Here is a 14,059-nt window from a genome sequence, read left to right as displayed (position 1 = left end):
AATGCAGTGTCGCGAATGATTGACCCACTTTGCTTGTTGAGTATAATACGATCGTTCGTTCTTTTTATGGATGGAAACCCATGACCCGTCGCACCCGCACCTATGATTGGGATGCCACGCCACTGGACCCCGCCCTGCTGGCCACCCTGCCGGGGATCGAGATCGTCCGTCGCATCGCCAGGGGCGAGTTGCCGGCCCCCAGCATGGCCGTCACCCTGGGCATGTCGCTGCTGGAAGGCGAAGTAGAGGAAGGCCGCGTGGTGTTCGAGGGCGAACCGGCCGACCATGTGCTGAACCCCCTGGGCACCGTGCATGGCGGTTTCGCCGCCACGCTGCTGGACAGTGCCATGGGCTGCGCCGTGCATACGCTGCTGCCGCCGGCTGTCGGCTATGGCACGGTGGATCTGAAGATCAGCTTCCTGCGTCCCATCCTGCGCGATGCCGGGGTAGTGCGGGTGGAAGGCAAGGTGATCAATGCGGGCCGTACCCTTGTTTTGGCCGAAGGTCGGCTGGTCGGCCGTGATAACGGCCGGCTCTATGCCCACGGCACCTGCACCTGCTTCGTGCAGGGTGGCACATAGAGTACCGGCACCTTCTCTATTATGATTTCATCTTCTAGTAGTCATGGCGGCGGGCTGACGGCACCGGGCTGCAACGCCAGCGCGGCGGCGATGATGTCGATGTCACCCCGCCCGTGTCCGGCCTTGGCATGGCCCTCAGCGGTTGAGGCCAGACGATAATAATTGACCAGGAACACCCGGATCGCCGCCGTCAGGGATGCGGCCCCGGGCTTCCTCTCCACGATGCGGGTGCAGATATCGTGGACATTATGCCCTTCACGTGCCGCAACATCCGCCAGTGCATCCCACATTTCCGGCTCCATCCGGAGGCTGGTGCGCTTGCCCAGGACCACGACGTTGCGGATGACCAGGGTGCTGCTGCCATCGGGCAGTTCTTCGGTTGAAAATCGCTTGGAACGCGGCGGCACGGATGCCTCCTTATGACTGGCCGGGAGCATATGTCCGCATAAAGCAATATGCAGACACATAAACCTATATGTCACGTCATATGACCAGATCAATCAAAATCAGTCATGAGTAAGTTGCAGCGGATCGTCACAAAGGCGGCGCACGCGCATGGCTCGTGCGGCAAATCGACAGAATAGTGCGCAAATACGGCCTGCAAGCAGGAAGGGGTTATCCCGCCTCGCTATCGCCCTCGGCTTCCAGCGCTTCCATGTCGGCGTCGCTGAATCCGAAATGGTGGCCGACCTCATGGATCAGGACATGGCGGACCAAATGGTCCAGGTCTTCCCCCGTCTCGCACCAGTAATCCAGGATGGGACGGCGATAGAGGAAGATCAGGTCTGGTTCCAGGCGGGGCTGGGTCAGGCTCTGCCAGGGCATGCCCACGCCGCGATAAAGTCCCAGCAGGTCGAACGGGCTTTCCAGGCCCATTTCGCGCTCCGTCTCCTCGTCCGGGAAATCCTCCACCCGGATCAGGACATTGCGGACATGGCTGCGCAGGGCTTCCGGGATGGCATCAGCCGCGCGGGCGGCGATGATTTCCATCTCCTCCAGGGTGGGTGCGGTGGTGAAGCGGCGAAGCGATGTCATGGGCCTGGGTCCGGGCAAACGAGGTAGGACGGGCGGCAACGGCTTGACGGCGGCCTTGGGCCGGTCCACCTACAGGTCCACAAATCTGGCCAGGAGGAAGAGATGACGCAAGCCCAATCCGGACGCCCAACCAAGCTGGACGCGGCCGCGGTCAACGATGCCCTGAAGGCCCTGCATGGCTGGACCCTGCGCGAGGATGGCGCGGCCATCCTCAAGGGCTTCCGCTTCAAGGACTTCAACGAGGCGTTCGGCTTCATGACGCGCGTCGCCATTATGGCCGACAAGATCGACCATCATCCCGAGTGGTTCAATGTCTATAACCGCGTCGATGTCACCTTGAACACCCACGATGTCGGCGGCATCAGCCGGCTGGATATCGAGATGGCCAGCTTCATGGACCAGGCGGCGCGATAGAGCGGCTTTGTAAAGCCGCGCCGGCGATTGAGGCTGTTCAATTCAGCGCGGGCATCGCCGCCAGGAACGCCGTCACCACCTTGGCGGCATTGCTGGCGGCCAGGGCCATGAAGGTGTGCATGCGGTTTTCGTCCGGATCGGCGCCCGCCAGGTCGGAGACGGAGCGGAAGATGATGTAGGGGACGCCATTCTGTTCGGCGACCAGCGCCACCGCCGCACTTTCCATATCCACGACCTGGGCGCCGACGGTGCCATGCAGATAGGCGCGCCAGCCGGCATTGTCCATGAAGGCCGGGCCCGACACCCCGTCACCCCCCATGACGATCTTGGGACTTGTCTCAAGACAGGTCTTGTTGGCGGCGCATGTGTCCAGCTTGACGCCGGGAACGACCGTGTCCGCCAGGGCCAGCAGCCCGCCATCTGCCTCGAACCAGAATTTGCGCAGGGTCTCGGTCTTGCCGGCCTGGCGAACATAGGCGTTGGACGGCTGGATCACGCCATAGGCGGGATAGGGCAGGCTGGCCCAGGGGGCGGGCTGCAGCTTGCCATCGGCCCCTTCCCGCACGAAATGGCTTTCCAGATACTGGCCCCAGCGGCGGGGTACGGTGACGTCGCCGATATGCAGGGCCGGGTCCAGGCCGCCGGCAATGCCACTGAACAGCAGCGCATCCAGTTTGAACCGGTCGACCAGCATCTGCGTGGTCATGGCGGCGTTCACCATGCTGACGCCCGACAGGACCAGCACCACCGGCCGGCCCGACAGCGTGCCCAGGGTGAAGTCCACCCCCTGCACGCTGATCGTCTTCTTGTCCTTGGTGGCGGCCAGCAGGGTCACCAGTTCCGGTGCGAAGGCTGACATCACCGCCGTGCGCGGTGTGGGGTCCAGCCATTCCGCCCGCGCCGGCGCCAGGATGAGCAACAGGGTCAACAGAGCGGTGATCAGCCGGGTCATGAGAGGCGCCATTCATGTTGCAATGCGGGATGCGCATGGTGGCGACCGGCCCGACCGCCGTCAATGGGGAGGTGTTCCCCTCCCCATTCCTGTCCTCAACCCTTCTGCGCCTTGACCCAGGCATCCACCTGCTCGCCCAGCACCTCCAGCGGCACGGCCCCGGTGCGCAGCACCAGATCGTGGAAGCCGCGCAGGTCGAACCTGGCCCCAAGCGCCTGCCTGGCCTTGTCCCGCAGGTCCAGGATCTTCAGCATGCCGACATAGTAGGACGTGGCCTGGCCGGGGCTGACAATATAGCGATCGACCTCGCGGATGACCTGATCGCGGTTCAGCGGCGTGTTTTCCACGAAATAGGTGATGGCCTGTTGCCTAGTCCAGCGCTTGGCATGAATGCCGCTATCCACGACCAGCCGGACCGCCCGCCAGATCTGCGTCGTCAGGCGGCCGAAATCGGCATAGGGGTCCTGGTAGAAGCCGTACTCCTTGGGCAGGCGTTCCGCATACAGCCCCCAGCCTTCGATATAGGCGCCGAAGAAGCTGTAGCGGCGGAAATCCGGCACGTCGCCCAATTCCTGGGAAATGGCGATCTGCATGTGATGGCCGGGGATCGCCTCGTGATAGACGATGGCATCGGCCTGCCATTTGGCCATTTCCCGCATGTCGGCCAGATTGGCGTAGAAGATGCCGGGGCGTGAGCCGTCGGGCGAGGGCTGGTTGTAGAAGGCGGGTGGCGCCGACTTTTCGCGGTAGGGTTCCACCCGCTTCACGATAACCGGCGCCTTGGGCTTGGTGATGAACCATTCGTCCAGGCGCTGGCTGTAATCGCCGATCACTTTCTCGCAATGTGCCAGATAGGCGGCCCGGCCGGCATCATCATTGCTGAAATAGAATTTTGGATCATTGCGCAGATGGTCGAAGAACTCCCGCAGGCTGCCCTTGAATTCCACCTTCTGCATGATGGCGTGCATGTCCTTCTGCAGCAGGCCGACATGCTTCAGCCCCAGTTCATGCACCTCGACCGGGCTCATCGCCGTCGTCGTGCTGCTCTTCACGCAGAAGCGGTAATAGGCGTCGCCATCGGGCAGCTTCCACACGCCGTCATCCTGGGTGGCATTGGCCTCCAGCTTGGCGACGGCGGCGTCCAGCGCCTCATAGGCTGGCTTGACCTTGGCGGTCAGGATCGCCGCCCCCTCGGCCACCAGCTTATCCTTCTCCGCCTGCGGAATGGCAAGCGCCCCGACCTTCTTCTTGAAATCGGCATAGAGGGCGCTATCCGGCCCCTGGTCGAACGGCGCCCCGGTGATGACGGAGCGGATGTCGGGCCGCATCTTGGCCAGCGAGAATTTCGGCGGCACCACGCCGCGCACGGCCGCATCCTCCCCCCGGCGGATCACGTTCTGAATGACGGCAGAGATTCCATTCAGGCGGGCAAGATAGGCGTGGGCATCGGAAATATCCGCCACCGCATGCTGGTTGGCCAGGAAGCTGGGGATACCGGTATGGCGGCCATAGAGATGGTTGATCGGATAACGGTAATTGCGCCAGCGGTGTCCCTCGATCTCCGCCTCGCACTGCGCCTCGAACAGGCGGAAATTCAGCCGGTCGGTGGCGGACAGCGCCGCCGGGTCCCAACCCCGGCGCAGCAGGTCCAACGCCTGGCGCGTGCGGGTGATGGCGGCATCGGCAAAGGCGTCGCTGCCATCGTCCCAGCGGTCATAGGCGGTCTTGCGGCCCCGTTCGGTCTGCGTTTCCGGCGACAGCGACAGGTCGGCCTCGTAGACTTCCGCGAAGAAGGCGTGCAGAGCGGCCGCATCGCCCTTACCCCTGGGTGTGGCGGCATCCGACAGGGAGAGCGGACCCGGTAGGCCTTGCGCGAAGGATCGCAGCGGGACGGCGCTGGCCAGGGAAAGGCCGGCCGCACCGGCCATCAGCTGACGGCGGGAGATGCTGTAATGCATGGATTGCTGTTCCGTTGGTTGTTCTTTGAACGCTATGGATAACCGTGTTTCACATGAAACATGGGCGCCAATCCGGGATCACGACGCCAGCCAGGCGGCATTCTTCAACCCCTTCACGAACGCCTCATGCGCGGCCAGCTCGTCGGGCAGCGGCGCATGGGCACGGGCGGGTCGGAAGGCGCGTTCCAGCTTCACCGGCCCGAGATCGGCGACCGTCTGGGTCTGTGCCGGGCCACCAGCCAGCACCAGATCCGGCTGCCGCCCGCCCATCAGCTCCAGATACACTTCCGCCAGCAATTGGCTGTCCAGCAGGGCGCCGTGCAGAGTGCGGTTGGAATTGTCGATTTCGAACCGGCGGCAGAGCGCATCCAGGCTGGCCGGCGCGCCGGGGAAGCGCTTGCGGGCGATCTTCACCGTATCGACGACAGGGTTGGTCAGCTTCCCCATGCCGATGCGCACCAGCTCCATATTCAGGAAGCCGATATCGAAGGAGGCATTGTGGATGACAAGCTGACTGTCGCCGATGAATTCCTGGAACGCGCCCACCACGGCAGGGAAAATCGGTTTGTCGGACAGGAACGCCGCCGACAGGCCGTGCACCGCTTCGGCTTCCGCCGGCATGTCGCGCTCGGGGTTCAGATAGGTGTGGTAATGTTTGCCCGTGGCCACATGGTTGAACAGCTCGACACAGCCGATTTCCACGACGCGGTCGCCGTTCAACGGGTCGATGCCCGTGGTTTCGGTGTCCAGTACGATCTCGCGCATGTGTCTCAAGCCTTCCGTGCGGGTGTCCAGGCGCTGCCCTTTTGCCCCTTCATGGCCGCCACGATGCGGCGCAGGTGGGTCAGCGTCAAGCGCCGGCCGAGGCCCGTGGGCACCACGAAATCCGCCCGCCGGCGCTTCACCGCATCGGGTACCTGCCGGGCCAGGATATTGGCCAGCTTGGCCGGGCTCATGCCCGACCGGGCCAGGACGCGCTGGCGCTGCAGCCAGGCCGGGGCCGACACCACGATAACGGCGTCCACCCGCCGCTCCCCCTTCGTCTCATACAGCAGCGGGATATCCATCACCGCCACGGGTACGCGACGGCGGGCGCAGCGTTTCAGGAAGTCCTGCGCATCGGCGCGGGTCAGCGGATGTACCGCTGCCTCCAGCCGCTTCAGTTCCACCGGCTTGCCCAGCACGGCAGCGGAAAGGGCGGTGCGGTCCACGGCGCCATTCTTCACCGCGTCGGGAAACAGAGCCTGGACCTTCGCCACCGCCTTGCCACCTTGCGCATAGAGGCGATGGACGCAGGCATCGGCATCATGCACGGGCACACCCATCCGGCGCAGCATGGATGCCGCCGTGGACTTGCCCATGCCGATGGAGCCGGTGAGGCCCAGGATGATCATCGTGGGTCCAGCACGAAACGGCGCAGATCGTCGCTGACCTGCGGGTCGCGCCCGAACCAGGCATGGAAGCCGGGCCGCGCCTGATGCAGCAGCATGCCCAGACCATCCACGGTCGGGTTGCCGCGCGCCGATGCGGCGGCAAGCAGCGGCGTGACCAGCGGGACATAGACGATATCGGTGACCACGGCATCCATGGGCAGGGCCGACAGGTCGATCTCCAGCGGTGGATAGCCATTCATGCCCTGGCTGGTGCTGTTGACCAGCAGCACGGCGCCGTCCAGCGCCTGATCGCGCCCATCCCAGGCCCCGACGCGGATGCGCGGGTCGCCCAGGTCGGCCGCGATCTCCGCCGCCCGCGCCTGGGTACGGTTCAGCAGCCGGATCTCCGGTGAACCCGCATCCAGCAGGGCCACGACGATGGCCCGCGCCGCCCCCCCTGCCCCCAGCACCACCGACGGACCGGCGGTCACCGACCAGCCCGCAGGCACAGTGGCCGCCAGATTTTCCAAGAAGCCGAACGCATCGGTATTGCGACCCTCCAGGGTGCCATCTTCGGCCACGATGATGGTGTTCACGGCCCCGATGCGTCGGGCACAGCCATGCAGCCGGTCGACGATGCGGAACGCCACCTCCTTATGCGGGATGGTGACGTTGCAGCCCCGGAAACCCATGGCAGGCAGGGCGCGGATCGCCTGTTCGGCCCGGTCGGGTGGCACGGCCAGAGGCACATAGGCACCGTCGATCCCATACTGGCGCAGCCAGAACCCGTGCAGCAGCGGGCTGCGCGAATGGCTGATGGGCCAGCCCATGACGCCCGCGACCAGCCCCTTACCCGTCAACATTCAAAATCTCTCCCGATCAGGACGGCAGCACCCGCCGCACGCGCAGAAAATCCAGCAGCGGCAGCAGGGGCAGGCCCTGGATGGTGAAATGGTCGCCCTTCACCTTGTTGAACAGCTGTGCCCCCAGCCCTTCCAGCTGATAAGACCCGGCGCAGGACAGCACCGCGTCGCCCGCCGCGTCCAGATAGCGGTCGATGAACCCATCCGACAGGGTCCGCATGGTCAGGGTGGCATGGTCGATATGGTGCCAGACGCGCACGCCATTGTGGAAAACCACCACGGCGCAATAAAGCGTATGGGTCCGCCCCGACAGCAGGCGCAGATGGCTGGCGGCATCAGCCCGGTCCACCGGCTTGTCGAACCAGCACCCGTCGCATTCCAGCATCTGGTCGCCGCCCACCACATAACCGGCGGTATATTTGCGGGCCAGCTTCGATGCCTTCAGGTCAGCCAAAGCCTCGGCCACTTCCGGTGGCTTCATGCCGGCGGCTTTGCCTGAATGCTTGATCTCCTCCTCATCCACGCGGGCGGCTTCGGCATGCACCTCTACGCCCGCAGCTTCCAGCATGCGGCGACGCGAGGCGCTGGCCGATGCCAGGATGATCGGTTCGGATGTCAGGAACGTGGGCATCAAACATCCCCCGCCACACCGGGGACCGCCTGTGGACGGCGTCGAGCCAACAGCATCATGACTTCGGCCGCAGTCTCCTCGATCGAGCGGCGTGACACGTCGATGACGGCCCACCCCTTGCGCGTGAATAGGCGACGGGCCTCCAGCAACTCCTCCCGCACCCGTTCGGGATCGGTATAGTTGGTATCATCCCCCTGGTTCAGCAGCTTCAGTCGATTGCGTCTGATCTGCACCAGCCGCTCAGGGTCCTTGGTCAGCCCAACAATCAACGGGCGGGTCAGCTGGTCCAGCTCCGGCGGCAGGGGGATGTTCGGGACATAGGGAATGTTCGCCGCCTTGATGCCGCGATTGGCCAGATAGATGCAAGTCGGGGTCTTGGAGGTCCGGCTGACGCCGACCAGGATGACGTCGGCATCATGCAGGCCCCAGGCGCTTTGCCCGTCATCATGGTTCAGCGCAAAGTCCATGGCATCGATGCGGCCGAAATATTCAGCCGTCAGCGCATGCTGGCGCCCCGGCTTGCTCTGGCTCTGCTGTCCCAGATAGTTGCCCACAGCCGCGATCAGCGGGTCCAGGACGGAGATGCTGGGAATACCCAGCTCCCGGCAGGTATCCTGCAATTTATGGCGCAGCTTCTCGTTCACCAGGGTGAACATGACCAGGCCTGGATGTTCGCGGATGCCTTCCAGCACCATGTCCAGCTGGCGCTCGGTGCGCACCAGATTCCAGAAATGCTCGATCGGATGGACCTGGTCGAACTGGCTGACGCAGGCGCGGGCGACGGAATTAATCGTCTCCCCCGTCGCATCGGAAACCAGATGCAGGTGGAAGTTCCGGGGTGCAGAGGGGGCCTTGATATGGCCGCCATGATGATCGCCGGGATGCATCCTGTGTGCCGCTCCTGGGGATATGTCGGGGATGGATGTGTGTGAACGGGCTTGAAATGCGTAGCCGGGCTTTTCCATCCCTGGCAAGCCCGGTTTTATCAGGCCGGTTGCGCGGCTTGGGATTAAGCCGACGGGTTTGCCTGTGAATCAAGGACGAATCGGGTGTGGCACAGGGATTGTCCCCACATCGCAATGATCGCGGAGATGCCTTGGTTTCTGCGGCTCTTGACAGAAGGTCCATAAAGTTTTCCACAATTTTTTTCCACACCCTGCGCTGTGGAACCAGCTTGTGGAAAAATTTGCGGACAAAATGGAATTACCGTTATCCACAGGCCCTACTACACCCTCAATCCTTTAACTAAAATATTTAAGTTTTAAGGAGGGGCATGGGATAAAATCGGCAGGATTTACCCTTCGCGATCCAGGTTCCCTATCCATGACGTCCCTGTCTGCCATTTCGCCCAAGAAGATGCTGGCCGCCCTGTCCGGCCATCCCCAGACCCCGCCGCCCTTCTGGCTGATGCGTCAGGCCGGGCGTTATCTGCCCGAATATCGACAGCTACGGGCCCAAGCGGGCGGCTTCCTGGACCTGTGCATGAACCCGGAACTGGCATGCGAGGTCACGCTGCAGCCCCTGCGCCGGTACGGCATGGACGCGGCCATCCTGTTCTCCGATATCCTGATCGTGCCCCATGCCCTGGGCCAGGGCCTGCGCTTTGCCGAAGGTGAAGGGCCGGTGCTGGACGCCATCCGGGACCAGCAGGGCCTGTTGAAGCTGGATCTGGGTGGTCTGCACCGACGAGCGGCACCGGTCTATGAGACGGTGTCACGCATTCGGGCTGCCCTGGATGAACGGACGGCCCTGATCGGCTTCGCGGGATCGCCCTGGACTGTCGCCTGCTACATGGTGGAAGGGGCAGGATCGAAGGAATATGCGCATGTGAAGCGCTTCGCCTATACCGATCCCATCGGTTTCAACCGGCTGATCGACATCCTGGTAGAGGCGACGGTGGAATATCTGTCGATGCAGATCCAGGCGGGTGCCGAACTGGTGCAACTGTTCGACAGCTGGGCCGGTGCCCTGTCCGCGGCCGATTTCCAGCGCTTCGTCGTGGCGCCCACAAGGCGCATCACGGCGGCGCTGAAGGAAAAGCATCCGGAGACCCCGATCATCGGTTTTCCGCGCATGGCCGGGCTGAACCTGGAAAGCTTCGTGGAACAGGCTGGCGTCGATGCCGTGTCGCTGGACCCCAGCGTGCCGGCCGCCTGGGCGGCGGAAAAGCTGCAGGGCAAGGTGGCCGTGCAGGGCAACCTTGACCCTGTGCTGCTGATCGCCGGTGGCGAGGCCATGGACCATGCCGTGCTGGACCTGCTGGACACGCTGGGGCATGGGCCCTTCATCTTCAATCTGGGCCACGGCATCATCAAGGAAACCCCACCGGAAAACGTATCCCGTTTGGCTGGATTGATCCGGGACTGGAAGCCTGCCACAAGGGGTTGATTACTCAATCCCATAATTTGTGTGCCTGTGGTGACCAACAGTCTGCGGGACCGCATTGCCGTCATTCTGATGCAGCCGGGCCAGCCGGCGGCTGATGGATTGGTATTGCCTTATCTTCGGGCCTTGCTGGCGGCAGCACGCCCGCGTCCCCCTGCCTTGCCATTGCGTCCGTTGCTGGGCCTGCGCGCCCGGCTGCTGGCCCGCCATTTCGTGCTTGATGAGCTGGCGGCGGTGGTTGAGGAACCGATGGCCAGCGGGCTGGAAAACGCCCTGTGGGGCGACGGCATCGTCCAGGTTTTCACAGCCGGCTTGTTCGCCCCGCCCTCACCCATCGCCATCGCCCATGAGGTGGCGGCGTTCAAACCTGGCCGGCTGGTGCTGGTGCCCCCTTCGCCCTTGTTTTCCGGCGGGCTGAACGGCCTTGCCCTGCAGGCTTGGAACCGGGCCGCGAAGGCAGCGGGGCTGGACGTGCCGACCAGCAGCCTGTGCTGTCACCCCACTGACGCTGCTGTGTTGCGCGCCCTTGCCAGCCGGGCGCAGGGGGTGCTGGCGCCCGGTGGCACGGGATCGTTGCTGCTGGTTGCCCCCGGCACGGCCTGGGTCGGCGGCGATCCGCTGTCCTGGCAGATGCAGCGGCTGGCGGATGAGCTGGCCAAGCTGCTGGATGTGCCGGTGGGGCGTATCGGCACCGCCCGGCTGGATGTGCCCGGCTTCGATGATGGTGGTCTGCCGAGTGTGGAACAGGCCATTCGGCGCTGCCGCACCCCGTCGCTTGCCATCCTGCCGCTATCGCCCTGGCCGCTTATCCGCGCGCAATGGACGGCGTTGGAGGAGGAATGGCGCGACCTGGGTGCCGCATCCGGCATCCTGTCAATGACCCTGGCCCGCCCGGCCCTGGCCGAAGGGGCAGAACTGGCGCCGCTGGTGCGTCAGGCCCTGGCCGGCCGGCCGGGGGTCTGTGCGGGCTTCGGGCGGCGCCTGTGTCCCGACGATCACCTGCACTGCCCCTATCGGCGCATGGCGGTGGCTGCCATGCGTGATGCCGCCATGGCTTGATTATGCCAGCTGTTGGCCCCAATTTCGGGGTTAACGCCGCAACGGCATGATCAGGATCGCACCAGATGTTCATCCAGACCGAAGAGACCCCGAACCCGGCCACGCTGAAGTTCCTGCCGGGCCGGGACGTTCTGGGCACCGGGACCGCCGATTTCACCGACGCAGCCGACGCAGCCGCCCGTTCCCCGCTGGCCGACCGGCTGTTCGCGGTGGAGGGGGTGACGCGCGTGTTCCTCGCCGGTGATTTCATCACTGTCACCAAGGATGGCGGCCGCGACTGGTACGTGATGAAGCCCGGTATCCTGGGCGCTATCATGGAGCATTTCGCTACCGGCAAGCCCGTGCTGATCCAGGCCAAGGCCGACGATAACGAGATCGCTGAGGATGACGATGAGATCGTCGCCCAGATCAAGGAACTGCTGGACGCCAAGGTGCGCCCGGCCGTGGCCCAGGATGGCGGGGACATCACCTTCCATGGTTTTGACAAGGGCGTCGTCTATCTGGCGATGAAGGGCGCCTGCGCCGGTTGCCCCAGCAGTACCGCCACGCTGAAGGCCGGCATCGAAAACATGCTGCGCTATTACATTCCTGAGGTTGTCGAGGTTCAGCAAATCCGATAAGGTGCAACTCCCTTCCCCTGAAACGCGCCTCAATTCGGTCGCAATGGGTTGGGATATCATGCGTCGACGGACGGCATGCCGGGGGGTTTGGGGCCCCTTTGCGGGGAAATTTGACCCCACCGGCATGAAGTCTGGGCAGCGGGTTACCCCATTGGGATGGGTCCTGCTGACAGGTGTTACCACTGACGCTGTTGGGCCGGCCTTATTTGGGGCCAAGTGCCAAAGTGCGGAGTTTGCTCCGGCAAAATGACGGACGCGCGCCATGTGATTGGCTGCGCGGGACGTCCATTCGGCTTGGACTGTAAGGGATTGAAACAAACATGCTGACAGACGCGAACGAGGGCCTTGAGAGCCCCCGCTATACGGCTGCCCGCATCTGGGGCGTGTCCGCCCTTTTCATGCTCATCACCGCCGTTCTTCCGGCAACAATGTTCATCAGCGCGTCCAGCCGTTCGCTGGACCGCACGGCGCGGGAATTCCTGCTGCCGGTGCTGCGGCCCGATCCAGGCTTCACGGTGGAGATTGCGGCCGCCACGACGCGCCACGACCCGTCCTTCAAGCTGGATGCCAAATCCACGCTGGACCTTTTCCATTCGCGCGAATACCGGATCGAAACGGTGCGCAGCGGGGAGATGTCGGTGCCGCGCCTGGTGCTGACCGACCTGCCCACGGGCATGACGGCAATGGAAAGCACGGATGATCGCAAGGCGCTGTTCGTGAAGACGCTGCTGCCGCTGATCTTGATGACCAATGAGCGGATCAGCCAGGACCGTGAACGGCTGCGTCGGCTGCATGCCGTTCGGCAGGCTGGGCAAGGCCTGGCACCACAGGATCGGCGCTGGCTGGCCGATCTGGCCACCCGTTATGGCCTGACCGCCGATGGCGAGGTCAATACCAAGGCGCTGCTGCAGCGCGTGGATGTCGTTCCCGTCTCCCTGGCGCTGGCCCAGGCGGCAGAGGAGAGCGGCTGGGGGACATCGCGCTTTGCCCAGAAGGGCAATGCCCTGTTCGGGCAACTGACCTTCAAGGCAGAGGACCAGGGTATCGTACCCCGCAACCGTCGCCAGGGTGAGACCCACCGCTTCAAGTCCTTCGACGATCCCAGGGGAAGTGTCGATAGTTACATCCATAACCTCAATACCCATCGTGCCTACACCCAGTTCCGGCAGATGCGGGCCAGTCTGCGCAGCCAGGACAAGCCGATCAGCGGTCTGGCCCTGGTCAACGCGCTGGGCGCCTATTCGGAGCGGGGGGAGGATTATCTGCGCACCATCCGATCGCTGATCCGGGTCAACGCGCTGTCCGACTTCGACAAGGCGGTGTTGAGCGACGACCAGATGGAAGAGGTGCTAGGCCCCCGGACCCGGGCGGAGCTGGCCAATGATCCGGTTCAAGACCGGGCTCAAGATCGCGGGATCATGCCGGGCCTGGTGTCGGCCAGCCTGCGTCGCTGAACCATACCCCGTCTTTGCCCCTTGCCGTTGTGGCCCTTGTTGACCCATACCACAGGCACGAACGGCCTCAGGGTCTCTTCCCCAAGGATGCAAAGATGACGGACACGCTTTCCGACACCACGCTGGATCAGCTTTTTCGTTCTGCCCGCACCTATAACGGTTTCACTGACAAGCCGGTAGCGCCGGAAACCCTGCGCCAGATCCATGATCTGGTGCGCTGGGGGCCCACCAGCGCCAATTGCAGCCCGCTTCGCATTGTCTTTCTCACGACACCGGAGGCCAAGGAACGGCTGCGTCCGGCACTGTCATCGGGCAACCTGGCCAAGACGATGGCGGCGCCCGTCACGGCCATCCTGGCCTATGACACGAAGTTCGCGGAGCATCTGCCCCGCCTGTTCCCACATGTCGATGCCCGCCCCTGGTTTGCCAATCCGGACGTGGCGTTCGAGACGGCGTTCCGCAACAGCAGCCTGCAGGGCGGCTATTTCCTGATGGCGGCGCGGGCCTTGGGTCTGGATTGCGGCCCCATGTCGGGCTTCGACCAGGGCAAGCTGAACGCCGAGTTCTTCCCCGACGGTCGCTTCAAGGTGAATTTCATCTGCAACCTGGGCTATGGCGACCCATCCAGCCTGTTCGAACGCAGCCCGCGCTTTGATTTCGAGGATGTGTGCCAGGTGTTGTAAGGCTGGCCCTATCCTATAGACCTGACAGCACCCCGCCAGCCATCCGGTTGG

16 protein-coding genes are annotated in these 14,059 nt (G+C 63.9%); 7 read left to right on the top strand and 9 right to left on the bottom strand.

The features are described 5' to 3' along the window. Window positions 1-80: 80 nt before the first annotated feature. Window positions 81-581, top strand: coding sequence for a PaaI family thioesterase (locus tag AC1Q7F_RS17300; RefSeq protein ID WP_492509070.1), 501 nt, complete (start codon window positions 81-83; stop codon window positions 579-581). A 41-nt stretch (window positions 582-622) separates the two neighbouring features. Here AC1Q7F_RS17300 and AC1Q7F_RS17295 read toward each other — a convergent pair whose 3' ends face one another. After that, entirely contained in the window at window positions 623-988 is a 366-nt protein-coding gene (locus AC1Q7F_RS17295) for a ribbon-helix-helix domain-containing protein (protein ID WP_492509068.1), read from the bottom strand. Between the two features lie 208 nt (window positions 989-1,196). Continuing rightward, window positions 1,197-1,616, bottom strand: coding sequence for a metallopeptidase family protein (locus tag AC1Q7F_RS17290; protein WP_492509066.1), 420 nt, complete (start codon window positions 1,614-1,616; stop codon window positions 1,197-1,199). 102 nt (window positions 1,617-1,718) lie between these two features. Here AC1Q7F_RS17290 and AC1Q7F_RS17285 point away from each other — a divergent pair, with 102 nt between their 5' ends. Next, on the top strand, window positions 1,719-2,030 hold the full coding sequence (locus AC1Q7F_RS17285; protein ID WP_492509064.1) for a 4a-hydroxytetrahydrobiopterin dehydratase: 312 nt from the start codon (window positions 1,719-1,721) through the stop codon (window positions 2,028-2,030). A 37-nt stretch (window positions 2,031-2,067) separates the two neighbouring features. Here the strand turns inward: AC1Q7F_RS17285 and AC1Q7F_RS17280 are convergent, their stop codons facing one another. The 7 genes from AC1Q7F_RS17280 to AC1Q7F_RS17250 all read right to left on the bottom strand — a co-directional run bounded on the left by AC1Q7F_RS17280 (window position 2,068) and on the right by AC1Q7F_RS17250 (window position 8,694). Next, window positions 2,068-2,982, bottom strand: a complete 915-nt coding sequence (locus tag AC1Q7F_RS17280) for a 5'-methylthioadenosine/S-adenosylhomocysteine nucleosidase (protein ID WP_492509062.1) — start codon at window positions 2,980-2,982, stop codon at window positions 2,068-2,070. Window positions 2,983-3,077: 95 nt separating this feature from the next. Continuing rightward, complete coding sequence (locus AC1Q7F_RS17275; protein ID WP_492509060.1) at window positions 3,078-4,940, bottom strand: DUF885 domain-containing protein; 1,863 nt, start codon at window positions 4,938-4,940, stop codon at window positions 3,078-3,080. Between the two features lie 78 nt (window positions 4,941-5,018). Further along, on the bottom strand, window positions 5,019-5,705 hold the full coding sequence (dnaQ, locus tag AC1Q7F_RS17270; protein WP_492509058.1) for a DNA polymerase III subunit epsilon: 687 nt from the start codon (window positions 5,703-5,705) through the stop codon (window positions 5,019-5,021). A 5-nt stretch (window positions 5,706-5,710) separates the two neighbouring features. After that, window positions 5,711-6,334 carry a dephospho-CoA kinase gene (gene coaE / locus AC1Q7F_RS17265; protein ID WP_492509056.1) on the bottom strand — a complete coding sequence of 208 codons (624 nt, stop codon included), beginning with the start codon at window positions 6,332-6,334 and terminating at the stop codon, window positions 5,711-5,713. Continuing rightward, complete coding sequence (locus AC1Q7F_RS17260) at window positions 6,331-7,176, bottom strand: shikimate dehydrogenase (RefSeq protein ID WP_492509054.1); 846 nt, start codon at window positions 7,174-7,176, stop codon at window positions 6,331-6,333. Before AC1Q7F_RS17260 ends, coaE begins: the two co-directional genes overlap by 4 nt. A 16-nt stretch (window positions 7,177-7,192) precedes the next feature. Then, on the bottom strand, window positions 7,193-7,807 hold the full coding sequence (locus AC1Q7F_RS17255) for a Maf family protein (RefSeq protein ID WP_492509052.1): 615 nt from the start codon (window positions 7,805-7,807) through the stop codon (window positions 7,193-7,195). After that, the gene (locus AC1Q7F_RS17250; RefSeq protein ID WP_492509050.1) at window positions 7,807-8,694 is read right to left on the bottom strand and encodes a pyruvate, water dikinase regulatory protein; all 888 of its coding nucleotides are present in this window, start codon (window positions 8,692-8,694) and stop codon (window positions 7,807-7,809) included. The genes AC1Q7F_RS17255 and AC1Q7F_RS17250 overlap by 1 nt, the downstream gene beginning before the upstream one ends. Before the next feature lie 436 nt (window positions 8,695-9,130). On the opposite strand from AC1Q7F_RS17250, the gene hemE reads away from it, so the two are divergent. The 5 genes from hemE (at window position 9,131) to AC1Q7F_RS17225 (ending at window position 14,008) form a co-directional block, all read left to right on the top strand. Then, a complete protein-coding gene (hemE, locus tag AC1Q7F_RS17245; protein ID WP_492509048.1) occupies window positions 9,131-10,195 on the top strand; it encodes a uroporphyrinogen decarboxylase in 1,065 nt (354 codons plus the stop codon). A gap of 30 nt (window positions 10,196-10,225) precedes the next feature. After that, window positions 10,226-11,251 (top strand): hypothetical protein, encoded by a 1,026-nt coding sequence (locus AC1Q7F_RS17240; protein ID WP_492509046.1) that lies wholly within the window; start codon window positions 10,226-10,228, stop codon window positions 11,249-11,251. Between the two features lie 65 nt (window positions 11,252-11,316). Beyond that, window positions 11,317-11,871, top strand: coding sequence for a NifU family protein (locus AC1Q7F_RS17235; protein ID WP_492509044.1), 555 nt, complete (start codon window positions 11,317-11,319; stop codon window positions 11,869-11,871). 320 nt (window positions 11,872-12,191) lie between these two features. Beyond that, complete coding sequence (locus AC1Q7F_RS17230) at window positions 12,192-13,325, top strand: glucosaminidase domain-containing protein (RefSeq protein WP_492509042.1); 1,134 nt, start codon at window positions 12,192-12,194, stop codon at window positions 13,323-13,325. 95 nt (window positions 13,326-13,420) lie between these two features. Beyond that, on the top strand, window positions 13,421-14,008 hold the full coding sequence (locus AC1Q7F_RS17225; protein WP_492509040.1) for a malonic semialdehyde reductase: 588 nt from the start codon (window positions 13,421-13,423) through the stop codon (window positions 14,006-14,008). Window positions 14,009-14,059: the final 51 nt, after the last annotated feature.

The organism is Niveispirillum sp. GW835-FHT14G11, assembly GCF_058793615.1.
This window is presented reverse-complemented; position numbering and strand designations above follow the sequence as displayed.